The organism is Rhodococcus opacus (assembly GCF_012396235.1).
Lineage (GTDB): Bacteria > Actinomycetota > Actinomycetes > Mycobacteriales > Mycobacteriaceae > Rhodococcus_F > Rhodococcus_F opacus.
On sequence record NZ_JAAXPA010000031.1, the window covers coordinates 15524 to 38523 of the forward strand.

The 23000-nt window shown below is 67.8% G+C and carries 23 protein-coding genes; 10 read left to right on the forward strand and 13 right to left on the reverse strand.

Annotated elements, in window-relative coordinates; genetic code table 11:
* Positions 1–14: 14 nt before the first annotated feature.
* Positions 15–1283, forward strand: a complete 1269-nt coding sequence (locus HGB39_RS30735) for an MFS transporter (protein WP_005571723.1) — start codon at positions 15–17, stop codon at positions 1281–1283.
* Between the two features lie 58 nt (positions 1284–1341).
* Here HGB39_RS30735 and pyrE read toward each other — a convergent pair whose 3' ends face one another.
* The 6 genes from pyrE to HGB39_RS30765 form a co-directional block, all read right to left on the reverse strand.
* Positions 1342–1872 carry an orotate phosphoribosyltransferase gene (gene pyrE / locus HGB39_RS30740; protein ID WP_005238397.1) on the reverse strand — a complete coding sequence of 177 codons (531 nt, stop codon included), beginning with the start codon at positions 1870–1872 and terminating at the stop codon, positions 1342–1344.
* A 20-nt stretch (positions 1873–1892) separates the two neighbouring features.
* Entirely contained in the window at positions 1893–2687 is a 795-nt protein-coding gene (locus HGB39_RS30745) for an SDR family NAD(P)-dependent oxidoreductase (protein ID WP_005571721.1), read from the reverse strand.
* Between the two features lie 67 nt (positions 2688–2754).
* Complete coding sequence (locus HGB39_RS30750; protein WP_168442982.1) at positions 2755–3558, reverse strand: TtfA family protein; 804 nt, start codon at positions 3556–3558, stop codon at positions 2755–2757.
* Positions 3559–3652: 94 nt separating this feature from the next.
* Positions 3653–4588: a DUF5666 domain-containing protein gene (locus HGB39_RS30755; RefSeq protein ID WP_054248075.1), complete on the reverse strand. Its 936-nt coding sequence runs from the start codon at positions 4586–4588 to the stop codon at positions 3653–3655.
* A 144-nt stretch (positions 4589–4732) separates the two neighbouring features.
* The gene (gene clpB, locus HGB39_RS30760; RefSeq protein WP_005574704.1) at positions 4733–7285 is read right to left on the reverse strand and encodes an ATP-dependent chaperone ClpB; all 2553 of its coding nucleotides are present in this window, start codon (positions 7283–7285) and stop codon (positions 4733–4735) included.
* Positions 7286–7453: 168 nt separating this feature from the next.
* Entirely contained in the window at positions 7454–8488 is a 1035-nt protein-coding gene (locus HGB39_RS30765; protein ID WP_005256809.1) for an alpha/beta hydrolase, read from the reverse strand.
* A 191-nt stretch (positions 8489–8679) separates the two neighbouring features.
* Between HGB39_RS30765 and HGB39_RS30770 the strand changes: the two genes are divergently transcribed.
* On the forward strand, positions 8680–9900 hold the full coding sequence (locus tag HGB39_RS30770; protein ID WP_050998683.1) for a globin domain-containing protein: 1221 nt from the start codon (positions 8680–8682) through the stop codon (positions 9898–9900).
* Between the two features lie 60 nt (positions 9901–9960).
* A complete protein-coding gene (locus HGB39_RS30775; RefSeq protein ID WP_005574700.1) occupies positions 9961–10713 on the forward strand; it encodes an FAD-binding oxidoreductase in 753 nt (250 codons plus the stop codon).
* Between the two features lie 10 nt (positions 10714–10723).
* Here the strand turns inward: HGB39_RS30775 and HGB39_RS30780 are convergent, their stop codons facing one another.
* Entirely contained in the window at positions 10724–11890 is a 1167-nt protein-coding gene (locus tag HGB39_RS30780; RefSeq protein WP_005574698.1) for an FAD-binding oxidoreductase, read from the reverse strand.
* Between the two features lie 111 nt (positions 11891–12001).
* Positions 12002–13579, reverse strand: coding sequence for an AMP-binding protein (locus HGB39_RS30785; RefSeq protein WP_005574696.1), 1578 nt, complete (start codon positions 13577–13579; stop codon positions 12002–12004).
* Between the two features lie 175 nt (positions 13580–13754).
* Here HGB39_RS30785 and HGB39_RS30790 point away from each other — a divergent pair, with 175 nt between their 5' ends.
* From HGB39_RS30790 to HGB39_RS30810, 5 genes are all read left to right on the forward strand, one after another.
* A complete protein-coding gene (locus tag HGB39_RS30790) occupies positions 13755–14249 on the forward strand; it encodes a CinA family protein (RefSeq protein WP_005574694.1) in 495 nt (164 codons plus the stop codon).
* Positions 14250–14307: 58 nt separating this feature from the next.
* Positions 14308–14715: a ChaB family protein gene (locus tag HGB39_RS30795; protein WP_005574692.1), complete on the forward strand. Its 408-nt coding sequence runs from the start codon at positions 14308–14310 to the stop codon at positions 14713–14715.
* Positions 14712–15893 (forward strand): zinc-dependent alcohol dehydrogenase, encoded by a 1182-nt coding sequence (locus HGB39_RS30800; RefSeq protein ID WP_005574690.1) that lies wholly within the window; start codon positions 14712–14714, stop codon positions 15891–15893. The genes HGB39_RS30795 and HGB39_RS30800 overlap by 4 nt, the downstream gene beginning before the upstream one ends.
* Positions 15893–17371, forward strand: coding sequence for an FAD-dependent oxidoreductase (locus HGB39_RS30805; RefSeq protein ID WP_064080338.1), 1479 nt, complete (start codon positions 15893–15895; stop codon positions 17369–17371). The genes HGB39_RS30800 and HGB39_RS30805 overlap by 1 nt, the downstream gene beginning before the upstream one ends.
* A gap of 69 nt (positions 17372–17440) precedes the next feature.
* The gene (locus tag HGB39_RS30810; protein ID WP_005256793.1) at positions 17441–18004 is read left to right on the forward strand and encodes a type 1 glutamine amidotransferase domain-containing protein; all 564 of its coding nucleotides are present in this window, start codon (positions 17441–17443) and stop codon (positions 18002–18004) included.
* On the opposite strand, the gene HGB39_RS30815 is transcribed toward HGB39_RS30810, so the two are convergent.
* The 3 genes from HGB39_RS30815 to HGB39_RS30825 form a co-directional block, all read right to left on the reverse strand.
* On the reverse strand, positions 18005–18481 hold the full coding sequence (locus tag HGB39_RS30815; RefSeq protein WP_005574686.1) for a DUF4383 domain-containing protein: 477 nt from the start codon (positions 18479–18481) through the stop codon (positions 18005–18007).
* Between the two features lie 72 nt (positions 18482–18553).
* Positions 18554–19738, reverse strand: coding sequence for a sensor histidine kinase (locus HGB39_RS30820; protein ID WP_043794002.1), 1185 nt, complete (start codon positions 19736–19738; stop codon positions 18554–18556).
* Position 19739: 1 nt separating this feature from the next.
* A complete protein-coding gene (locus HGB39_RS30825; protein WP_025432069.1) occupies positions 19740–20366 on the reverse strand; it encodes a response regulator in 627 nt (208 codons plus the stop codon).
* A gap of 273 nt (positions 20367–20639) precedes the next feature.
* Here HGB39_RS30825 and HGB39_RS30830 point away from each other — a divergent pair, with 273 nt between their 5' ends.
* Together HGB39_RS30830 and HGB39_RS30835 are read left to right on the forward strand one after the other, a co-directional pair.
* On the forward strand, positions 20640–21116 hold the full coding sequence (locus HGB39_RS30830; protein ID WP_005574681.1) for a hypothetical protein: 477 nt from the start codon (positions 20640–20642) through the stop codon (positions 21114–21116).
* 47 nt (positions 21117–21163) lie between these two features.
* The gene (locus HGB39_RS30835; protein ID WP_009478761.1) at positions 21164–21310 is read left to right on the forward strand and encodes a hypothetical protein; all 147 of its coding nucleotides are present in this window, start codon (positions 21164–21166) and stop codon (positions 21308–21310) included.
* 86 nt (positions 21311–21396) lie between these two features.
* On the opposite strand, the gene HGB39_RS30840 is transcribed toward HGB39_RS30835, so the two are convergent.
* Both HGB39_RS30840 and dnaJ read right to left on the reverse strand, forming a co-directional pair.
* Entirely contained in the window at positions 21397–21804 is a 408-nt protein-coding gene (locus HGB39_RS30840) for a heat shock protein transcriptional repressor HspR (protein WP_005238357.1), read from the reverse strand.
* Positions 21804–22988 (reverse strand): molecular chaperone DnaJ, encoded by a 1185-nt coding sequence (gene dnaJ / locus HGB39_RS30845; protein WP_005238348.1) that lies wholly within the window; start codon positions 22986–22988, stop codon positions 21804–21806. The genes HGB39_RS30840 and dnaJ overlap by 1 nt, the downstream gene beginning before the upstream one ends.
* Between the last annotated feature and the right edge of the window lie 12 nt (positions 22989–23000).

Sequence of the window (23000 nt, forward strand, 5' to 3'; positions counted from 1 at the left end):
GTACATCGAAGGAGGTGGCCGTGAGCACCACGACCGCAACCGTCACGAACAGCACACCCAGCGAGGCGCCACCGAGCCTCCTCCACCAGCCGAAATCGGTGTGGGCCGTCGCCTTCGCCAGCGTCATCGCGTTCATGGGCATCGGGCTCGTCGACCCCATCCTCAAGCCGATCGGCGAACAACTGGACGCGACGCCGTCCCAGGTGTCGCTGCTGTTCACCAGCTACATGCTGGTCACCGGTGTCGCGATGCTCATCACCGGCGTGGTGTCGAGCCGGATCGGCGCCAAGAAGACCCTCCTCACCGGCCTCGCCGTCATCGTCGTGTTCGCGGCGCTGGCAGGCAGCTCCGGCACCATCGGCCAGATCGTCGGCTTCCGTGCCGGCTGGGGACTGGGCAACGCCCTGTTCATCGCCACCGCGCTCGCCGCCATCGTCGGCGCGGCCAGCGGCGGCGTCGCGCGGGCCATCATCCTCTACGAGGCCGCGCTGGGCATCGGCATCGCCGTCGGCCCGCTGGTCGGTGGTGTCCTCGGCAACATCAGCTGGCGCGCACCGTTCTTCGGCGTCGCAGCCCTGATGGCCGTCGCGTTCATCCTCATCGTCGTGATGCTGCCGGCCGCACCCAAGCCGGAGCACCGCACATCGATCGCCGCGCCGTTCCTCGCGTTGCGCCACCGCGGTCTGCGCACCGTCGCGATCACCGCGCTGCTCTACAACTACGGCTTCTTCACCCTGCTCGCGTACACGCCGTTCCCGCTCGACATGGGCACGTACTCGATCGGATTCATCTTCTTCGGATGGGGTCTCGCGCTGGCCGTCGCGTCGGTGTTCCTCGCCCCACGGCTGCAGCGACGCTTCGGCACGCTGCCGATGATGATGGTGGCCCTCGCGCTGTTCGCCCTCGACCTCGCCATGATGGCCGCGTTCACCGACAACAAGACCGTGCTCGTCGTCGGTGTCGTGCTCGCCGGACTCTTCCTCGGTGTCAACAACACGCTCATCACCGAGACCGTGATGATCTCCGCGCCCGTCGAGCGGTCGACGGCGTCCGCGGCGTACAGCTTCGTCCGCTTCGTCGGCGGCGCCGCCGCACCGTGGGTCGCGGGCAAGCTCGGTGAGAGCAACATCCACATGCCGTTCTGGGTCGGTGCCGTGTGCACCGCCGCCGCGATCATCGTGCTCGCGACCGGACGGAAGGTCCTCGCCCACGTCGACGAGCACGATCCCGAACCGCACAGCGTCGAGGAGGCATTGGCCGTCACGGCCGCCGACGCCGACTGACCACCCCCATGTGAGTGGCGAAGTGTGCCTCCGCACACTTCGCCACTCACATGTGCGGTCAGAGGTTCAGGTCGGGGAGGCCGAGGAGCGAACGGTACTCGAGACCCTCGGCCGCGATCACCTCGTCGGCACCGGTCGCGCGGTCGACGACGGTCGCGACACCGACGACGATCGCCCCGACGTCGCGCAACGCCTTCACCGCGGTGAGCGGAGAGTTGCCCGTGGTGGTGGTGTCCTCGACGACGAGGACACGCTTGCCGACGACGTCCGGTCCCTCGATCTGCCGCTGCATGCCGTGCGCCTTCGCGGCCTTGCGCACCACGAACGAATCGATCGGCCTGCCCGGGGCGTGCATCACGGCCATCGCCACCGGGTCGGCGCCCATCGTCAGTCCGCCGACGGCGTCGAAATCCCAGTCCGCCACCAGCTCACGCAGCAACTTCCCGATGAGCGGGCCCGCCTCGTGATGCAGCGTGGCGCGGCGAAGGTCCACGTAGTAGTCGGCTTCCTTGCCCGAAGACAACGTCACCTTGCCGTGCACAACTGCCAGCTCACGCACCAACGCGGCCAGATCCTCGCGATCGCTCATGCCCGAAACCCTACCCACCTCTACGTGCGAGCACGCCCCCGGCCGAACACGTTGGTCAGCCGCCGGACCAGACTCTTCGGGACGAGGCGACCGGCCGTGGTCAGTACCTTGTACTGAAGTCCGGGAATGCTCACGACCTTGCCGTCCTCGAGATCGGACAGCGACGCCGCGACCACCTGGTCGACGCTCAACCACATCGGCTTCGGAATCGAACTCATCTCGATGCCCGCGCGCTCGTGGAACTCGGTGCGGATGAAGCCCGGGCACAGCGCCTGGATCCGCACACCCGTGCCGCCCAGCCCGTTCGCCAGTCCCTCGGAGAACGAGATGACATACGCCTTGCTCGCCGAATAGGTCGATCCGCGCCCGGACAGCAGGCCGGCGACGCTCGCCACGTTGATGACGGTGCCGTTCGCCGACGCGATCATGGTGGGCAACGCCGCGCGGGTCAGTTGCATGACGGCGGTGACGTTCACGTCCAGCTGGGACTGCAACAGCTCCGGCGTCGCCGTCCAGAATTCGCCCGAAGTGCCGAATCCGGCGTTGTTGACCAGCACCTCGACACCCTTCCCGAGGCGCTGCGCCACTTCCTCGCGCCCGGATGCCGTGGCCAGATCGGCCTGCAGGATCTCGGACTCGGTGTCGAACAACGCCTTCATCTCGTCGGCGAGGGCCTGCAAGCGGGTTTCGTCACGCGCGACGAGCACGAGGTCGTAACCGAGAGACGCGAATTTCCTCGCGAAACCGGCACCGAGCCCCGACGTCGGGCCGGTGACGAGAGCAACGGGTCGGGCGGAACTGGAGGGCGTCGACATACCGGTGACGGTAGCAAGGCGCTGCGCGCCTGTGCGCGGTTAGCGAGTCCCAGGACTCGTCACGCACTCACGGGCGCGGAGCGCCGGGGGCCGGCGGCCGGGGAGCGCCGGGGGCCGGCGGGCGGGGAACGCCGGAGGTCTGCTGCCGGGGAGCGCCGGGAGCCGGCGGTCGGGGAGACGTCGGACGCTCGGGACGCGCCTCGGCGGGAGCGCCTTCGCGTAGTCGCGGGCGGCTCGGGTCGTGGTGGCCGCGGTCGAGTCCGCGCGGTTCGGTGACCGGGGGCAGGACGTGCAGGATGCCGGACAGCCGGGCGACGGCCTCGATGGCCGAATCCCATTCACGGCCGCTGCTGCCGATGGGCAGCGAACCGAGGGTCCACTCGCCTTCGCTCCACAGCATGTTCACATGCGGCGGCACCGACTCGGTGAACGCCACCATGCGCTGATCGCAGACCCTGCGGGCGATTTCGAGGTCGGTGGCGAACACGACTCGCGGTCCGATGGCACCGAGGAGTTCGAGATCCGAATCCTTCGGCGGCGGGGTCGACTTGAGGCGCAGGTCGATGTCGACGTCCGAGCCCACCCGTCGGCGCACGGCGACGATGGTCGCGGTCTCCTCGAGGTCGAACAGAATGAACGACTCGCCCCGGCGTTCGCCCTTCACCACATCGATGGCGCTGAGGTACTCCTGCTTGGCCAGCGCGGCCCGATGGAACTGGCCGGGCAGCTTCTCTTCGACGTTGTCGTACGTGTAGCCCTGGGCCTTGGCCCAGATCTGCCGCACACGACCCGTCTGATCACGACGCGAGCGATCGAAATAGAGCAGCGCGCACGCGCCTGCGAGTGCGATCAACGCCAGTACGAACCACATTCCCGTCATCGGTGATCAGCCTAGCGAGTCGACGCCGTTACGAGGCGAAGCGGTACCCGGACACCCCGTGTCGGTTTTGCCCGGACCCATCGTCTCAGTTACCGCCGAGCTTCGGCAGCTCGGTGCTGATGATCGTCTCGGCCATCATCGTGCCGTTCTCGACCTTCGTTCCCTGCACCATCACGGTGAACCCGGGCTTCAGATCGGCGACCGTGGTGCCGTCGAGTGCGATCACATTGGTCTGCGCGTTGGTCTGGACCGTCAACTGGGAACCGCCGAGGGCGTCGAGGGTCAGAGTGGAGCCGTCGTTGGCGCTGATCGTTCCGAACGCGGCGCCGGCAGCGCCGATGGCCTCGCCGATTCCGCCGGGGAGTTGATCGAGCGGCGACTCCGACGTGGTGGACGGCGGCGGGGTCGTCGTCTTCGGCGGCGCGGTGGCGGGCGGACGGGACGTGGTGGGGCCCGCCGCCGTGGTGCTCGAGGAATTGTTCGGCGCGGATGTGAAGAGGGCGACACCGAAGCCGATGACGGCGATCAGCAGCAGCGCGGCCGCGGTCGCGGCGATCCACGTGCCGATCCGGCGGGGTTTCTTCTCCTCGGGACTCTCGGCGACCGGCGCCTGGTACTGCGAGCCCGGGTACTGGGCGTTCGGGTACTGCCCCGTCGGATACCCGCCCTGGTACTGCTGGGCGTCGTACGTCGGATACGCCTGTGTGGCGTTCGGCGGCGGAGCCTGCGGGTCGTACCGCGGATCGTAGGTCGGGTAGGCCTGCGTCGGATTGGGCTGGTTCCGCCCGTACGCCGCGGTCGGATCGGACGTGTAGAACTGCTCGGTCGGTGTGCCTGCGGGGCCCATGTGCTCGGTGCGCTGCTCGGGCGATCCGAGATGCTCGGTCGGCTGGTCCCGCCGCGACCACGCCTGGGTGGGGTCCTCGTCACCAGCCCTCGACGCGGAATCGTCGGTGGTCCACGACTCCGTTCCGTCGTACGCGCGTTCCTGCGGGGTGCGCGGGTCGTCGGGGTTCGTCATGATCGGCCCCTCCCTCGGGTTCGTCCGGCCGGTGTCCTGCGGCTACGGACGGTCCAGGGTAACGACGAAACTTAAGACGTCGCTGTGAAAACACAGGTGAGTGGCACGGCGTGCGGGAGCACACCGTGCCACTCACCCGAGGGGTCAGCCGAGGACGAGCGCGTCCCCGGTCTCGGAAACCTTCACGGGGACGGTGTCACCGTCCTTGACGTCACCGGCGAGGAGCAGCTTCGCGAGCTGGTCGCCGATGGCCTGCTGGATCAGCCGGCGCAGCGGCCTGGCCCCGTACATGGGGTCGTAGCCGCGGACGGCCAGCCAGAAGCGGGCCGACTCGGACACGTCCAGCGTCAGTCGCCGCGCCGCGAGCCGGCGGGACAGCTGGGTGAGCTGGATGTCGACGATGGACTCGAGCTGCCCTTCCGTGAGCGACTCGAAGATCACGACGTCGTCGAGCCGGTTGATGAACTCCGGCTTGAACGCGTGCCGGACCGCATCCATCACCTGCTCCCGTGATCCACCCGCACCGAGATTGGACGTGAGGATCAGGATGGTGTTGCGGAAGTCGACCGTGCGTCCCTGACCGTCCGTCAGCCTGCCTTCGTCGAGGACGGCGAGCAGGATGTCGAACACGTCGGGGTGCGCCTTCTCCACCTCGTCGAACAGCACGACCGTGTACGGACGCCGCCGCACGGCCTCGGTGAGCTGGCCGCCCGCCTCGTACCCGACGTATCCGGGCGGGGCGCCGACGAGCCGGGCCACCGAATGCTTCTCGCTGTACTCGGACATGTCGATGCGGACCATGGCGCGCTCGTCGTCGAACAGGAAGTCCGCGAGGGACTTCGCGAGCTCCGTCTTACCGACGCCGGTCGGTCCGAGGAACAGGAACGACCCGGTGGGCCGGTTGGGGTCGGCGACTCCGGCGCGGGCGCGGCGAACCGCATCCGAGACGGCGACGACGGCCGCTTCCTGGCCGACGACCCGCTTGCCGAGTTCGGACTCCATCCGCAGCAGCTTGGCGGTCTCGCCCTCCATCATGCGGCCGGCGGGGATGCCGGTCCATGCTGCGACCACGTCTGCGACGTCGTCGGGACCCACTTCCTCCTTGAGCATGACGTCGCCGTCGGCGGCGGCACCGGACTCGCGGGCCGCCTGCTCGAGTTCCTTCTCGAGCTGCGGGATGCGGCCGTACCGCAGCTCCGCGGCCCGGCCGAGGTCGCCGTCGCGTTCGGCGCGTTCCTCCTCGCCGCGCAGCGTCTCGAGCTGTTCCTTGACCCCGCGCACGGAGTCGATGGCCTGCTTCTCGTTCTGCCAGCGGGTGGTCAGCTGATTGAGCTTCTCCCGTTCGTCCGCCAGTTCCTGACGCAGCTTCTCGAGCCGGTCCTTCGACGCCGCGTCGGATTCCTTCTGCAGCGCCATCTCCTCGATCTCGAGGCGGCGGACGATGCGTTCGACGGAGTCGATCTCCTCGGGTCGCGAGTCGATCTCCATCCGCAGCCGGGACGCGGCCTCGTCCACGAGGTCGATCGCCTTGTCCGGGAGGAACCGGGACGTGATGTACCGGTCGCTGAGCGTGGCGGCGGCGACGAGCGCGGAGTCGGTGATGCGCACGCCGTGGTGCACCTCGTACCGCTCCTTGAGCCCGCGCAGGATGCCGACGGTGTCCTCGACGGAGGGTTCCCCCACCAGCACCTGCTGGAAGCGGCGTTCGAGGGCCGCGTCCTTCTCGATGTACTTGCGGTACTCGTCGAGCGTGGTCGCGCCGACGAGCCGCAGCTCGCCGCGGGCGAGCATCGGCTTGATCATGTTGCCCGCGTCCATCGCGGACTCACCGGTGGCACCCGCACCGACGATGGTGTGGAGCTCGTCGATGAACGTGATGACCTGACCGGCCGAGTTCTTGATGTCGTCGAGGACGGCCTTGAGTCGCTCCTCGAACTCGCCGCGGTACTTGGCGCCCGCGACCATCGATCCGAGGTCGAGGGAGATCACCGACTTGCCGCGCAGCGATTCGGGAACGTCGCCTGCAACGATGCGCTGAGCGAGCCCCTCGACAATGGCGGTCTTGCCGACGCCGGGCTCACCGATCAGCACCGGGTTGTTCTTGGTCCGGCGGCTGAGTACCTGCACGACGCGGCGGATCTCGTTGTCGCGGCCGATCACCGGGTCGAGCTTGCCGTTGCGGGCCGCCGCGGTGAGATCGGTGGAGTACTTCTCGAGCGCCTGGTACGTCCCTTCCGGGTCCGGGCTGGTGACGCGCGCACTGCCGCGGACGGTGGTGAACGCGTCACGCAGCGCCTCGGGGGTGGCGCCGTGCCGCTTCAGCAGTCCGGTCACGTCCGACTCACCCGAGGCGAGTCCGACCATCAGGTGTTCCGTCGACACGTACTCGTCGTCGAGTTCGGTGGCGAGGTGCTGTGCTGCGGTGAGTGCGGCGAGGGCCTCGCGGCCGAGCTGCGGTGTGGTCGTGGCGCCCGTCGTCTTGGGGAGCCGGTCGACGAGATCCTGCGCTTCACGATGGACCACGGTGGGATCGACGCCGATCGCCTTGAGCAGCGGGGCGGCGATGCCGTCGGTCTGGTCGAGCAGGGCCACGAGCAGATGCGCGGGCCTGATGTCGGGATTACCGGCCGACGACGCCGACTGGAGCGCAGCGGTCATCGCGGCCTGGGTCTTGGTGGTCGGATTGAACGAGTCCACTGTTCACCTCTTCTGGCGTTGTAGAGCGGTCCGCCGCCCGGGGCCGAGTGGCACGTGGCGACGCTGTCATCTTCTTAACGCGCGAAGGGTTGAGTCTGTTCCGCTCAACTTTGGAAATTTTCCGCTACACCCATTCTCTCGCCCCGCGACGGTTCGCGGGGCGAGATGTCAGGCCCCGATCGCGGCCGCCATCGTCGGCCAGGATGCGGACAGGTCGTCGCGCCAGTACCCCCACGAGTGTGTGCCGACCGGCCGGAGATCGACCGTGGCCGGAATGTCCAGGGCGCGGAGTTTCTCCGCCAGCCGTATCGTGCAGTCGTTGGTGACGGCCTCGATGACACCACCCACCACGACCTGCGTCGCGAGGTTGCGACGGTCGCCGCCGACGGTCCGGGCGTCGAGGGTGTCGTACGGTCCCGGCAGCCCGCTGCCATTGGAGATGTAGAGGGTGGTCCCCCGGAGCTTCTCCGCGTTGACGTACGGATCGTTCGCGGCCCACAGCGGATCGTTGGCCGCACCCCACATGTTCTCGGGGTTGCCGCCGAAGTCCGACACCGTGATCTCGACGAACCGCCGCGCCACCGGGTCGCTCGTCATCGCGCACCCGCTGTACGCCCCGACGCTCTGATACAGCCCCGGCTTGGAGATCGCGAGGTTGAGGACGCTGGTGGCCGACATGGACAGCCCGGCGATGGCGTTCTTCCCGGTCGTCTCGAGCGCGGAATCGACGATGGGTGACAGTTCCTTCGTCAGGAACGTCTGCCACTTGTTCCGCCCGAGCTCGGGGTCGTCCTGCTTCCAGTCCGCGTAGTAACTGGACTGGCCACCGAACGGGATGACCACGTTGACGTCCTTGTCGGAGAAGAACTTCTCGACGTCCGCCTTCTGCTCCCAGCCGAACTGCTCGGAGTTCCCCTCGACGCCGCCGAGCATGTAGACGGTGGGACGCTTCTCCGACGCGGCCCGGATGACCCGGACGGTGATGTCCTTGTCCATGGCGGTCGAGTGGACGGTGAAGTTCATCTGCGATTCGCCCACCGTGGTGACCTCGACCAACCGCGAACCGTCGGGCGCCTCGTCGGCCGAGATCGACTCGATCGTCGTCCGGGGTTCGGCGGAGACGACGCCTCCGCCGCCGATCGCCGTCAGCGTCACGGCCGCCACGACAGCGGCGGCTCGGCGAACCCGGGCCGAACTGGGCATCCCCGGACGAAACCGACCCCGATCCCGCGCACCGCCAACTCTCATGGGCCCCCCTCGGTAACACTGCCTGTTAACTGGATGCATCGTGCCTTGCCGGTGGTCACAGCTCAATAGCGACCCACCGAAATACCGGGGGCACACGCCGAACCGGCCGTTGCCGTAACCCGGGGTCCGCCCGCGGGACGGCTAGAATGCGGGTGTTCGAATCAGCAGGCACGGAGGCAGGGGACGGCTTGACACGAGATTGCCTCGATCCGCTCGTGATTTCGCGTCTGCGCGCCAGCTTTTCGTCGATCGTGTCCACCGAACACGGACGCAACCGGCTCACCACCACGTTCTACGCCACCCTGTTCGCCGAACACCCCGAATTCCGCGCGCTCTTCCCGCCTGCGCTGGATCAGCAGGGTCACCGCCTGTTCCAGGCACTGCAGTTCGTCATCGACAACCTCGACGACGAGGGCCGGGTCCTCGGTTTCCTCAGCCAGCTCGGCCGCGACCACCGCAAGTACGGCGTCGAGGGCAGGCACTACTTCGCGTCGGGCAATGCGCTGCTGGTCGCCGTGCAGAGTTCCTTCACCCAGGCCATCTGGACGCCCTCGCTGACCGCGGCCTGGACGGAACTGCTCGACCTCCTCCTCCACACGATGGCCGACGCCGCGGACACCGACGACCTGCCCGCCGCGTGGGGCGCCACCGTGGTCGATCACGAACGCCGCCTCGACGACCTCGCGATCGTCCGTCTCGAGACCGACTCCCCCATCCCCTACGGTGCGGGCCAGTACCTCAGCGTCCAGATCCCGCAGCGACCCCGGATGTGGCGGTACCTGTCGGCTGCCATCCCCGCCAACCCGTACGGCCAGCTCGAGTTCCACGTCCGCCGCGTGTCGGGTGGGTGGGTGAGCCCCGCCATCGTGAACGAGACGCAAGTGGGCGACCGCTGGCTGCTCAGCTCCCCGCTGGGCGGTCTCGAGGTCGACCGCGACAGCGGGCAGGACGTCCTGATGATCGGTTCGGGGACCGGCATCGCGCCGCTGCGCGCCCAGGTGATGGAAATGGCGATGCGGTCGAACAATCCGCGGGTCCACATGTTCGTGGGCGGCAAGTATCCGTGCGATCTGTACGACATCGAGACTCTGTGGCACCTGTCGCTGAGCAATCCGTGGCTGACCGTGGTTCCCGTGTCCGAGGAGGACGAGGACCCGTGGTGGCACACGATTCCCGCCCCGGAGGCGCCGCCGGGATTGCATCAACGACTCCAGGGGCAGCTCGGCCGCGTCGTCGCCCGGTTCGGGTCGTGGGCGGACCGGCAGATCCAGATCTCCGGTTCTCCGGCGATGATCAAGACCACCGTGTACGCGTTGCAGCGCGGCGGTACACCGCCCGAACTGATCCGGCACGACCCCCTGATCTAGTCGCGCAGCCCGTCCCTGCCCATCCGCTATCCGGTTCGACCGTCGGGAGAGCATCACGCCATGCAAGCCACGCAGACCACCTGGACCAGCACTGTCGTCGAACATCACCGCCTGCGGCACGACCTCGCCGTGGTCCGCCTCGTCGGTGACTACGTCCCGTTCGCGCCGGGGCAATACGTGGACGTGAGCGTGCCCCAGAACCCGCGGCTGCTGCGCAGACTCTCCCCCGCCCTGCCGCCGTCACTGGACGGCAAGCTTGAATTCCACGTCCGGACGGTGCCCGGTGGCTGGGTCAGCGGTGACATCATCACGGGGACCTCGCCCGGCGACCAGTGGCAGATTCTCGAACCGCGCGGCACGATGTCCGTCGACGAGGACGGGCCGGATGTCATCATGGTCGCCGGCGGCACCGGCCTGGCCCCGTTCCGGTCGATCCTGCTGGACCTGTCGCGCAAGCCGAATCCGCCGCGGGTGTTCCTGTTCACGGGCGATCGGACTCCGCGCGATCTGTATGCGTCCGACATGCTCTACCTGCTGCTGCAGGATCTGCCGTGGCTCACCGTCATTCCGGTGGTGGAGAACGTCGTGAATCCGGACTGGACCGACGAATGGTACGAGCGCACCAGAGTGGACGTGGGGTTCACCGAGGACGACCTCATCGAGGGCTCGCTACCCGACGTCGTGACGTCCTACGGCGCGTTCACCGAGCACCAGGTGCTGGTGTGCGGTTCGGCGGCGATGGTCCGCGCCACCCTCGACCGTCTCCGGGACACCGGGACCCCCACGGAGAACATTCAGTTCGACCCGTACTGAGCCGTTCGGATCAGTAGGACGGGTCGTGCCGGATGTTCTCCGGCGGAGTGCCCGCCGCGTGCAGCCGGAACTTGGTGGTGTTGATCATCGCCTCGGAGCCGACGAGCTGGATGTCGCGCTCGGCCCACGTCCCGAAGTCGGCGACGACCTGCCCGACCTTGCCGGTCAACCGGCGGTGCATGCCGGGCAACGCGGCGCTGCTCGGGCCGGTGTACCACCACGGGTCCTCGTCCTCCTCGGTGACCGGGACGACGGTCAGCCACGGATTCTGCTCCGCGAGTGCCCACAGGGTGCCCAGGTCGTAGAGGTCGCAGGGGTACCGCCCGGCGAAGAAGACGTGGACGCGGCGGTCCTGGCCGCGCTGCGACATCTGCAGGATTTGTGCTCGGAGCGGCGCGATTCCCGTCCCCGATCCGATCATGAGGATGTCGCGACCGTTGTCGTAGCGGACTCCCAGGTCGCCGAGCGGGGACCCGATCACCCACCGCTCGCCCACGAGTGTCTGGCTGACGATGGCGGGGCTGACCCAGCCGCCCGACACCCGTCGGACATGGAACTCGATGATGCCCTGGTCGTTGGCGGGGTTCGCCGGCGACAGGTACCGCCACATCCGGGGACGCGACGGCACCTGCACGCTCACGTACTGACCGGCGGTGTAGGTCATCGGCTCGTCGAGTTGCAGGCGGACGATCGACACGTCCTTGCGGACCTGGAGGTGCTCGATCACGGTCGCGCCCCACGCCGGCGGGCCGCTTGCGGCGTTGGCCGCGTCCATCATGGTGGCGGCGACGACCGAGAGGACGTCGCGCCAGGCCTGCTCGAGTTCGTCGGTCCACGGCTCGGTCGAGGGGAACTGCTCCACCGCGGCGATCAGGGAGTTGCCGACGGCGACGTAGTGCGCGTCCTCGATTCCGTACTTACGGTGGTCGCGGCCGAGCTGGGCGAGGTAGGCGAGGATCTGCCCGGATTCCTCCTCGAGCCGTTCGATCACGTACTGGACGGCGGAGATCAACCGGTCGCGTTGCACGTCCATGGCCGCGGGGAAGAAGTCCCGGGCGTCGGGATACCGCGCGAACAGCAGGGCATAGAAGGACCGCGACAGAGTCTGGGGCCCGTCCGGCACCGCCGCGATAGCCTTGAAACTCGACCGGACCAGCGATATTGCCTGTGAATCCACCGCGCATCCTCGTCACCGACTGAACGCGGCCTCGCCGCGAAGTACTTGGGCAGACTATAGGCGCGGGCGCCACGCCGCAGACCAGGTCCCTTGTTTTCCGCCCTGGTCGTGCTATCCGACCGCTCGGTCTGCACTTTCCCAGTACCGGGAGCGCAGCGCCTTCTTGTCCAGTTTGCCGAGCGGGGTGAGCGGCAGCGTGTCGACGAAGTCGATCGATTTGGGGGCGTGCACCGATCCCTTCGCGGCCCGCACCCGTTCGACGAGTTCGGCGGCGTCGACCGTCTGCCCGGCCCGCAATACCACGCACGCCTTCACGGCCTCGCCCCACTTCTCGTCCGGAACGCCGACCACCGCGACCGAGCCGACGGCCGGATGCGCCGAGATGACGTCCTCGATCTCCCGGGGGAACACGTTGAATCCGCCGGTGACGATCATGTCCTTCTTTCGGTCGACGATCGTCATGAATCCGTCTTTGTCCTTGCGTGCGACGTCGCCTGTGTGCAGCCATCCCCCGCGGAAGGCCTCGGCGGTCTCGGCGGGCTTCTTCCAGTACCCCTTCATGACCAGCGGGCCGCGGACGCAGATCTCACCGAGCTCACCCTGGGGGACCTCGTTCAGGTCGTCGTCGAGCAGGGCGACGTTCAGCCAGGGCACGGGACGCCCGCACGTCGCGAGCCGGCTGGGATCGTCCGCCAGGTGCTCTTCCTTCCGCAGCACCGCGATGGTCATTCCGCATTCGGTCTGGCCGTAGAATTGGAAGAAGATCTGGCCGAACTTCTCGATGCCCTCCTTCAACCGGGCCGGCGACATCGCCGAGGCGCCGTAGAAAAGGGTCTGCAGGCTGGACACGTCCCGCTTCGGCAGGTCGGGGTGATCCATCAGCAGGTAGATCATGGTGGGGACGAGCATCGTGGCCGAGATCTTGTGCTTCTCGATCGCCTCGAGGACGGCACCGGGCTCGAACGCGGGCAACACGATCAGCGCGCCGCCACGCAGCAGGGTCGGGATGAAGAAGGCGGCGCCGGCGTGCGACAGCGGCGTGCAGATGAGGAAACGCGGTTCGTCGGGCCACTGCCACTCGGCCATCTGAATCTGGTTGAGCGTCGCGCCGGACTGGTAGGAGCCGACGACGCCCTTCGGCTTGCCGGTGGTGCCGCCGGTGTAGACCATGCTGCTGTTGTCGTCGGCGGCCACGTCCGCCGCCCGCAGGCGTTGCGGGGTGAAGTTCTCGGCGAGGGCGAGAATGTCGGTACCCACTTCGGACGGCCCCAACGACAACACGTTCTCGATCGACGGCGACTGCGCCACCAGTTCGGCGGCGCGCTCCTCGAAGGCGGTGGGATCGAAGATCAACGTCTGAATCTCGGCGTCCCCAACGATGTACAGATGGTCGTCGAGCGAGCCCATCGGGTTCAGCGCGCTGGCGCGGCATCCGGAGATCATGGTGGCGCCCATGCTGATGAGCACTTCGGGCCTGTTCTTGGACAGCATGGCGGTGCTCGTGCCTTTACCGATTCCGAGTGAAGCCAGTGCCTGCGCAAAGCAACTGATCTGATCGCGCATCTCACCGCCGGTGAGGACGACGTCGCCGAGGTAGAGCGCCGGCTTGTCGGAGTTGCGTTCCAGTGCAGTGATGAGGAGGTCTGCAGCGAAGGCGGGTCGATGCAGATCTGCGAACTCGTCGGTCATCTGTAATCCTTCTACTCCCGCGACGCCGAGGCGCATTGGTCCGGCGGCCTGGATTTCCTGTGTCCTGGGTCACCGACACCCTAACCGGAAACCGGAAAAACTGAAACCTGTTCCACCTGGCTCGCGGGTGGCGACGGCAACTCCGCGCCGGAACACGTCCGATATCGTGAGGTCCATGAGTCCGCAGGACCGAATCGCAAAACGGATCTCGACCGCGGCGCAGAGCGCGCACGTCTTCCTCGCCACGGCGGAATCCCTCACCGGCGGGCAGATCTCATGCATTCTCGGCGCCGCGCCCGCGTCCTCCGACTGGTACCGGGGCAGCGTGGTCGCGTATTCCAGCGAAGTGAAACACCGGGTGCTGAAGGTGCCGGACGGTCCCGTCGTCAGTGAGGCCAGTGCCCGCGCGATGGCAAGTGCGGTCGCGGAACTGCTCGGAGCCGACATCGCCGTCGCAGTGACCGGTGCGGGCGGCCCCGACCCCCAGGACGGGCAACCGCCGGGGACCGTCTGGTTCGGACTCTTCACCCACGGCCGCATCGACACCGAGATGCACCGATTCGACGGTGAACCGCAGGACGTCGTGACCGCAACGACCGACCGTGCCCTGGAACTGCTCGAGCAGGCGCTGACCTCCGCGCCCGGTCGAGTTCCTCCCCCTCTCGCATAGATCTCCGAGAGTCGGGTAATCGTCCGTGCGGGCACCTCTACACCCGAGGAGGATTTCCGTGCCGAAGACCACCGACAGCGGCAAGCCGAAGAAGCGCGAGCTCCCCGGGACGCTGAAGAAGTCGTCCGAGAAGGCGCAGCGCACGTTCGCCAAGGTGTACGACTCCGCAATGGACCAGTACGGGGACGAGGAACGGGCGCATCGCGTCGCGTACGACGCCCTCAAACACAGCTACGAGAAGGTCGGGGACCACTGGGAGGCCAAGGACGAGAAGGGCCCCTCGGACGAGCGCGCGAAGAGCGGCGGCCCGAACGCGTCCGGTGAGACGGCAGAGGGCGTCGACGCCAACGCGAGCAAGGACCACCTCATGCACATCGCGCAGCGACTCGATCTACACGGCCGGTCCACCATGACCAAGGACGAACTCGTCGACGCGATCGAGAAGGCGAACCGGAGAGCCCGATGAGAGCCGTGACGTGGCAGGGCAAACGGAAGGTCAGCGTCGACACCGTTCCCGACCCGGTGATCGAACAGAAGACCGACGCTGTCGTCGAGATCACCACCACCAACATCTGCGGCTCCGACCTGCACCTGTACGAACTGCTCGGTGCGTTCATGAACGAGGGCGACATCCTCGGCCACGAACCGATGGGCATCGTCCGCGAGGTGGGGTCCGAGGTGACCGACGTGAAGGTCGGCGACCGGGTGGTCATCCCGTTCCAGATATCCTGCGGCAGCTGCCACATGTGCGATCGGAAGCTGTTCACCCAGTGCGAGATCACCCAGATCCGGGACGAGGGCATGGGCGCGGCGCTGTTCGGCTATTCGAAACTGTACGGGAGCGTTCCCGGCGGCCAGGCCGAGTATCTTCGGGTGCCGCACGTGAAGAACACCCACATCACGGTTCCGGAGGGTCCACCGGATTCGCGCTTCGTGTATCTGTCCGACGTGCTGCCGACGGCATGGCAGGCCGTCGAGTACGCGGAGATACCCGACGGCGGTTCCGCCGTCGTTCTCGGGCTCGGACCGATCGGCGACATGGCGGCACGCATCGCCACGCACAAGGGTTTTCGGGTCATCGGCGTCGATCTCGTGCCCGAGCGGCTCGCCCGAGCGCGGGCGCGGCAGATCGAGACGGTCGACCTGAACGACGCCGAGGGTGAACTCGGCGACGTGATCCGGGAGATGACCGACGGCCGCGGACCCGATTCCGTCATCGACGCCGTCGGCATGGAAGCGCACGGCTCCCCCGGCGCGAAACTCCTGCAGCAGATCACGTCGTACCTGCCCGATGCCATCGCGGCCCCGTTGATGTCGACGGCGGGAATCGACCGGCTGCACGCGCTGTACTCGGCCATCGACATCGTGCGGCGCGGCGGCACCCTCTCGCTCATCGGGGTGTACGGAGGAATGGCGGACCCGATACCGATGCTCACCCTGTTCGACAAGCAGATTCAGCTGCGGATGGGGCAAGCCAACGTGAAGCGGTGGGTGCCGGACATCCTGCCGTTGCTCACCGACGCCGACCCCCTGGGTGTCGACACGTTCGCCACTCACGAACTGCCACTGGACCACGCGCCGCACGCGTACGAGATCTTCCAGAAGAAGGAAGACGGCGCTGTGAAGATTCTCCTGAAGCCGTGATGTCTTCCCTCTGGCTCGATCACGTCGCCGGTCACCGCGGCGCGGTAACGGGGCGATCGTGGGACGAACGCGGACGGTACGACACCGTGGTGGTGGGCGCGGGGGTGACCGGGCTGATCACCGGGTTACTGCTCGCCCGTGCGGGACAGCACGTCGCCGTCGTCGAAGCGCGAACCATCGGGGCCGTCACGACAGGGAACACCACGGGCAAGGTCAGTGTGCTACAAGGTACCCGGCTCGCCGAGATCGGCCGACGCCACGCGTCGCACATCCTGCGCTCGTATGTCGAGGGAAACCTGGAAGGCCAGCAGTGGCTGCTCCGGTACTGCCACGACCGCGAGATTCCCGTCGGCACGGCACCGGATTTCACGTTCGCGCAGACCGAGTCCGGCGTCGACGCGGTGCGCGCCCAGTACACGGCCGCGCGATCGGCGGGCCTGCCCGTGCGACTCGTGCCCGAACTCGAGATACCGGTGCCCCACGTCGACGCCGTCACACTCGACGACCAGGCGTTCCTGGACCCGATGCCCGTTCTCCATGCGGTGGCCCGCGACCTGATCACACACGGCGGCGACGTGTTCGAGCACCGTCGTGTGACGTCGGTCCGGACGCTGGTGCGATTCCAGGTCCTGTCGACGCCGGACGGCGACATCGAAGCCCGCCGCGTGGTTCTCGCGACGGGAACTCCGATCCTCGATCGCGGAGGATTCTTCGCCCGGCTGAAGGCGGAACGATCGTATGCGGCGGCGTTCCGGGTGCCGGGCGGTGCACCCGGGGGCATGTACCTGACCGCCGATCAGCCCACCCGGTCGCTGCGCCCAGCCGAGGCCGGTCGTGTTCTGGTCGTCGGCGGCAACGGTCACGATGTCGGGCGAAGCACGTCGCCGCAGGCAGCGGTCGACGATCTACTGGCCTGGACCGGTCGTCATTTTCCCGGGGCGACGCCGACCCACCGCTGGTCGGCGCAGGACTACTCCTCGCTGAACGCGCTCCCCTACGTCGGCCCACTGGTTCCCGGCAGTGACGGCATTCTCATCGCCACCGGCTACGGCAAGTGGGGTCTCTCGAACGGCGTCGCCGCCGGTCTCGTGCTCGCCGGACGCATTCTGGGTGGCCACATGCGGTGGGGTGAGGCATTCCAGAGCTATTCGCCGACGCAGCTTTTCGACCTTCCGGCGGCGGTGAAGGCGAACGGCGAGGTGGCGGTGGAGATGGTCGCGGGCTGGGGTGACGCGCTCGTGGGGCGGCAACGCGGGCAGGGCCGGGCACGCATCGTGCGAGAGGGACTGCTGCCCGTCGGCGAATACACCTCGGACGGTCACACCGAGCGTGTCTGCGCCGTCTGCCCGCACCTCGGTGGCGTGCTCCGCTGGAACGATGCGGAGGCTTCGTGGGACTGCCCGCTGCACGGGTCCCGATTCACTGCCGGCGGAACACTTCTCGAGGGCCCCGCAACCACCGATCTCCGACGACTCTGATTCCCACCCGATTGGCTTCGGGCCGACCGGGTACCCGTCGCTTGTGTTCACCAGAGGAAGGAAGTGCCCATGACATCGGCAGACACACTGCGCGGCCGGAAGGTCGCGATCCTGGCCACCGACGGGGTCGAGGAAGTCGAACTCGTCGAACCACGAAAGGCCGTGGAGGACGCCGGCGCGGAGGTTCGGCTGATCTCGTTGTCCCCCGGCAAGATCCAGGCCATGAACGCGGACGTGAACGCGGCAGGCACCTACGCCGTCGACGCCGTGGTCGGCGACGTGTCGGTCGCCGACTTCGACGCACTGATCCTGCCCGGCGGCACCACGAACCCCGACCACCTTCGGATGGACGAGTCAGCCGTCGCCTTCGTCCGCGACTTCGTCGCTTCGGGCAAACCGGTGGGCGTGATCTGCCACGGACCGTGGACGTTGGTCGAGGCCGACGTCGTCCGCGGCCGCACTCTCACGTCGTATCCGAGCGTGCGCACCGACATCCGCAACGCCGGCGGAACCGTGGTCGACGAGGAAGTGGTGGTCGACAACGGATTGGTGTCGAGCCGCAACCCCGACGACCTGCCCGCGTTCTGCGCGAAGATCGTCGAGGAATTCGCCGAGGGCCGTCACCCGCAGTGACTAGTCCATCGGCGAGTGTGGTCGGGTCGGGTCCGTTGCGGGCGTCGACCCGACCCGCGCCGTGAAGAATCCGAGCGCGACCATTCCGGCGCCGAGTGCGAAGTGCAGCCAATTGTCGGCCGTGTTGACCGGCACGAAGTTCGCCGCACTGGCCTGGTCGATCACCAGTCCGTAGATCCACAGAACGAGATAGACCACACCGCCGACGATCAGGTACAGGCGCGCAGTCTGTACGGTCCGGGCGAATGCGATGCCGGCGACGCCGAAAATCAGGTGAACGAGGTTGTGCAGCACCGAAACCTGGAATATTCCCAGCAGTTTCGCACCCGAATGGTGCCCGGCGCCGCCGAGCAGATCGTAGTCGGTCGTGATGCCGGGAACGAAGCCCAGGATCCCGACCAGGAGGAATACCGCACCCACGACGAGCGCGGCGATCTGAACCGGCGACTTCGTCCGGGATGACTCGCGCGTACCCATTGCTCTGCCCTTCCTTCGCGATCGACTGGTCCCCGATTACCCGTCAGCGAACACGTCAACCGCCCAGCGCCGTCAGCGGGAGTCCGGCACCGTCACCACCACGCGGGTGCCCGATCCGGGTGAGGACGTGACGTCGAAGGTGCCGCCGAGGTTTTCGACCCGCACGATGTGCGACGCCAGCCCGATGTGCCCCTGCGCCACCCGTTCCGGGACGACGGCCGGATCGAAACCGGCGCCGTCGTCGGCGACCGTCAGCGTGGTCCGCCCGTCGGCGCGGGTGAGTGCGAATTCGATCGTCGTGGCACGGGCGTGTCTGGTCACGTTGGTGAGCAGTTCCCGCGCCACCCGGTAGAGCAGCTCCTGGCAGTCGGGGTGACCGACGTCGTCGAGGCTCACCGACATCTCGAACCCCCGCCGGGCGTAGAGATCGGTGAGCTCGAGCAGCGCCGCGGTGAGGCCCAGCTGCGCGAGGACCTGCGGATGCAGTGTGGTGACCGTGGACCGCAGTTGCGCCGCGGTCTCGCGGAGGGCGGACTCGGCGGCGACGAGCATGTCGTCCGGGTTTCGCTCCAGGGCCTCCTCCACGTCCAGCCGGGCGGCCAGGACATTCTGCAGGGGCCCGTCGTGAAGGTCTTCGGCCAGTTGCCGTCGCTCGCGTTCCTCGGCGCCCATCGATTCGGCGATCAGCTGCCTGCGCACATCCATCAGCGAGATCACCGTCGCAGAGCGCCGGACCAGCACGTACGACAACGCCGTCGTCGCGGCCGCGAGCCACAACAGAAACCCGAAGTAGAGGTACACCTCGTCGGGGAAACCGACTGCGTCGTCGCGCTTGGAGTAGATGATCCACACCACCTGGTACCCGACGGCGGTACAAACCCCGACGATCGCCGTCAGACGCGGCCGGTACTGGAACGCCACCGAGATCGGCAGCAGGAAGAACACCGGCAGCAGCACCGACGTCGCGCCGCCCGAGGCGATACACAACGCCACCACCGCGGTGACGTCCGCCGCGGTGGACACCCAGCCCGCCCACGGTCCGACGTCCCGCACCAGAACGAAGATCAGCCAGCCGAGCGCCAGAGCCGCATACCCGATCAGCAGCCCGGCGAAGACGTCGGGTTTCCAGTGCACCACGCGGATCACCGGCCCGAGCAGCGCCATCAGCCCGATCAGCGGTAACCGGAGAATGGCGGTCACCCGGACGGCCTCGGTGCTGTAGCGACGGACTACGCGACTCTGGGACGGAAGCGGCACGTCACTCCAGCAAGCCGCGTCGCATCGCCTCGGCCACCGCGGCCGCGCGGTCGCTCACCCCGAGCTTCTCGTAGAGGCGCTGGACATGGGTCTTGACCGTCGACGGTGCCAGATACAGCTCACCGGCGATCGTGGGAATGCTCTGGCCGCGCGCAATGAGCGCCAGCACTTCCTTCTCCCGGCCGCTCAGCGCCGGCCCGACCGGTTCACTGCGACGACGCACCTCGCCGGCCAGTCCGACGGCGAGGGAGGCGGGGAGGACGTCGCGGCCCTGAGCGCAGTCCAGGACGGCTTTCACGATCTCCGCCCGAGTGGACTCCTTGGGCAGGAACCCCGCCGCCCCCTCCTGCAACGCGTGGTAGACGATCGCGGACTCGTCGTGCGCCGACAGCAGCAACACCCGCGTGGCGAGTTCGGCTCGCCGGACGGCCGCCGCCACCTGGGAACCGTCCAGCTCCGGCATCCGATAGTCGAGCAGTGCGACGTCGGGGGCGAGTTCGCGGATCAGGGCGAGCGCCGCCGCACCGTCGTCCGCCTCGCCGACCACCTCGATGTCGCCACTCGCCAGGAGCGCACGGACGACACCGTCCCGAAAGATCGGGTGGTCGTCGCCCACCACCACACGCACGGCGCTCACGGCGCGGTCCGATGCGAAGCGACTCCGGCGAAGTCCATTGCTCACTTTCTCACGAGAGCAGGCCCGCGCGGAGCACTTCGCGGCGCCGGTGTCCCCCGATCGGTGGACACCGAATTCATCCCGCCCTCGGTCCTGTCGGTGGACAGACGACGGCGCACATTCGCGACATAGTTGGTGCACACCGGAAAACGGGGAGATCGGAAACCGAAACCCCCACGGCCCCAGACGTTCCCCCCGAAGTGTCACAACTCAGGAGAAGCCATCATGCGCACCCTCGCCCGCCGCCGCGTCGCACTCTTCATCGCACTGCCCGCCACCGCAGTGGCCGTCACCGGATTCGCCATCGCCGCAGCCGGTGTTGCCACCGCGGGCACGATGCCGACATCGGGACCCACGATCGCGATGACGATCAGCAACGACACCGACCTGCCGATGGTCCTCGCGGGCTCGTCGAACCCCTACGGGCAGTGGATTCAGGCGCCGTCGGACTACCTCGCCCCGCACAGCAGCCAGATCGTGAAGGCATTCTCCACCGATCCGAACGGCGTCGAGGTGGACGCCACCTACTCGCTCCCCGGTGGTGCCCAGGCCGTGTTCCGCGCCGACAACTACAGCAACACCACCGACGTGGACGGCACCCGCGTCGACGCCGACTACGGCCACGCCTACGGCATCAGCAGCTGGATCGACTCGGGCTACCCGAACATGAACGCCGGCTACCACCTGTACGGACACCCCTGACAGACGATCCCGACCATCCACCGAACACTCGAAGAAAGCCGGAGAACATGATCATGCACGTCACCGAGACCCCCACCCCCACCGTCTCCCGCACGATGTGGACCACCGAGGAGATCAAGGCACGTCTCGAGGAGATGAACATTCCGCGATCACGCACCCGCCGCGGGCCCCGCTGGGGCAACCGCGACCGATGAGCCGGGGGTTGGGACCCGATGTCGCACTGGTTCACTCCGACAGGACCAGTGCGACATCGGTTCGGTTCACCCGAGAGATCGCCGGGTCAGCGCTGGTGTCGCGGCTTCCACACGACGAGCGCATTGCTCCGCGGGATCGGCACCAGGTCGCGCCGGTAGCCGGCGTGAATCTTGGCGATCTCCTCGGCCAGCTCGCGAACCCGGTGCTGTAGAGCCTCCACCTGGTTGGTGAGTTCGATGATCCGCTTGATCCCGGCGAGGTTGACGCCCTCGTCCTGCGAGAGGCGCTGCACCTCACGGAGCAGCGCCACATCCCGCGGCGAGTACCGTCGCCCGCCACCGGACGTGCGGTGCGGGGTGACGAGACCGAGCCGGTCGTAGTTGCGCAACGTCTGGGCGTGCATGCCGGCGAGTTCCGCGGCCACCGAGATCACGAAGATCTGGGCGTCCGGATCAACGGCGGTCTCGCGTGGATCCTGGGTCGTATCGCTCATCAGGCACCTGCCCACCCGGCCCTGGGATCGAATCCGCTGGCCTTCTCTGCTTCCAGATAGGTCTTCAGTGCTTCGGTGGCGGGGTCGTCGAGCTTCTGCGGAACGGCGACCTTGACCGTGACCAGCAGGTCACCGGCGCCACCCGCGCGCTTGGGAACGCCTCGGCCGCGTACCCGCAGAACCCGGCCGTCGGCTGTGCCCGCCGGAATCTTCACACCGACGCGCCCCTCCAACGTGGGGACGGAGACCGTGGTTCCGAGCACGAGCTCACCGTAGCTGACGGGGACGACGAGGGTGAGGTCGTCGCCGTTGCGGCCGAACACCTTGTCGGGACGCACCCGGACCGTGACGAACAGGTCGCCGGACGGCGCGCCGCGCAGGCCCGCCTCCCCCTGGCCTGCCAGCCGGATCTTCTGTCCGTCGCTGACACCTGCGGGAACGCGGACGGTGATGGTGCGGGTCCGGTTGGTGACGCCGTTGCCGTGGCACACCTCGCACGGCGAGTCGATGATCGAGCCGGTACCGCGGCAGTCGTCGCACGGCTCACTGAACCCGAACGCGCCCTGGTTTCGGCTGACGATTCCGGTCCCGTTGCAGCGCGGGCAGACTCGCGGGCTGGTTCCCGGCTTGGCACCGCTGCCGTGGCAGGTGGTGCACGGCGACGGACTGGTCAGCCGCAGCGGAACGGTGACGCCCAGCGTGGCTTCACGGAATTCGAGGGTCGTCTCCGTCTCGACGTCGCTGCCACGACGGGGACGGTTGGTCGTGCGGGTCGCGCCGCCACCACCGGCGCCGCGATTGAACAGGCCACCGAAGATGTCGCCGAGGCCGCCGTCACCGGCCGCCGCGCCGCCGCCACCGAACAGGTCGTTGATGTCGAATCCGCCCTGGCCGAAACCGCCGGCTCCGGGGTTGAATCCGCCGCCGCCCTGACCGAAACCGCCGCTCGCGAACAGTCGCCGGGCCTCGTCGTATTCCTTGCGCTTGGCAGGGTCCGAGAGCACGGCGTGTGCTTCGCTGACGGACTTGAAACGCTCCTCGGCCTTCGTGTCGCCGGGGTTCGCGTCGGGGTGAAGGTCGCGGGCGAGTTTGCGGTACGCCTTCTTGATCTCGTCCGCGGATGCGTGGGACGAGACGCCCAGCTCCTTGTAGAAGTCCTTTTCGATCCACTCCCGTTGGCTCACTGGGCGTCTCCT

Coding starts and splice junctions, on each gene's coding strand:
- HGB39_RS30810 (WP_005256793.1), top strand. CDS start 17,441: ATGACATCGGCAGACACACTGCGCGGCCGGAAGGTCGCGATCCTGGCC.
- HGB39_RS30840 (WP_005238357.1), bottom strand. CDS start 21,804: ATGAGCGATACGACCCAGGATCCACGCGAGACCGCCGTTGATCCGGAC.
- HGB39_RS30805 (WP_064080338.1), top strand. CDS start 15,893: ATGTCTTCCCTCTGGCTCGATCACGTCGCCGGTCACCGCGGCGCGGTA.
- HGB39_RS30770 (WP_050998683.1), top strand. CDS start 8,680: ATGCGGGTGTTCGAATCAGCAGGCACGGAGGCAGGGGACGGCTTGACA.
- pyrE (WP_005238397.1), bottom strand. CDS start 1,872: ATGAGCGATCGCGAGGATCTGGCCGCGTTGGTGCGTGAGCTGGCAGTT.
- HGB39_RS30790 (WP_005574694.1), top strand. CDS start 13,755: ATGAGTCCGCAGGACCGAATCGCAAAACGGATCTCGACCGCGGCGCAG.
- HGB39_RS30835 (WP_009478761.1), top strand. CDS start 21,164: ATGATCATGCACGTCACCGAGACCCCCACCCCCACCGTCTCCCGCACG.
- HGB39_RS30755 (WP_054248075.1), bottom strand. CDS start 4,588: ATGACGAACCCCGACGACCCGCGCACCCCGCAGGAACGCGCGTACGAC.
- HGB39_RS30785 (WP_005574696.1), bottom strand. CDS start 13,579: ATGACCGACGAGTTCGCAGATCTGCATCGACCCGCCTTCGCTGCAGAC.
- HGB39_RS30750 (WP_168442982.1), bottom strand. CDS start 3,558: ATGTGGTTCGTACTGGCGTTGATCGCACTCGCAGGCGCGTGCGCGCTG.
- HGB39_RS30765 (WP_005256809.1), bottom strand. CDS start 8,488: ATGCCCAGTTCGGCCCGGGTTCGCCGAGCCGCCGCTGTCGTGGCGGCC.
- HGB39_RS30830 (WP_005574681.1), top strand. CDS start 20,640: ATGCGCACCCTCGCCCGCCGCCGCGTCGCACTCTTCATCGCACTGCCC.
- HGB39_RS30815 (WP_005574686.1), bottom strand. CDS start 18,481: ATGGGTACGCGCGAGTCATCCCGGACGAAGTCGCCGGTTCAGATCGCC.
- HGB39_RS30775 (WP_005574700.1), top strand. CDS start 9,961: ATGCAAGCCACGCAGACCACCTGGACCAGCACTGTCGTCGAACATCAC.
- HGB39_RS30800 (WP_005574690.1), top strand. CDS start 14,712: ATGAGAGCCGTGACGTGGCAGGGCAAACGGAAGGTCAGCGTCGACACC.
- HGB39_RS30745 (WP_005571721.1), bottom strand. CDS start 2,687: ATGTCGACGCCCTCCAGTTCCGCCCGACCCGTTGCTCTCGTCACCGGC.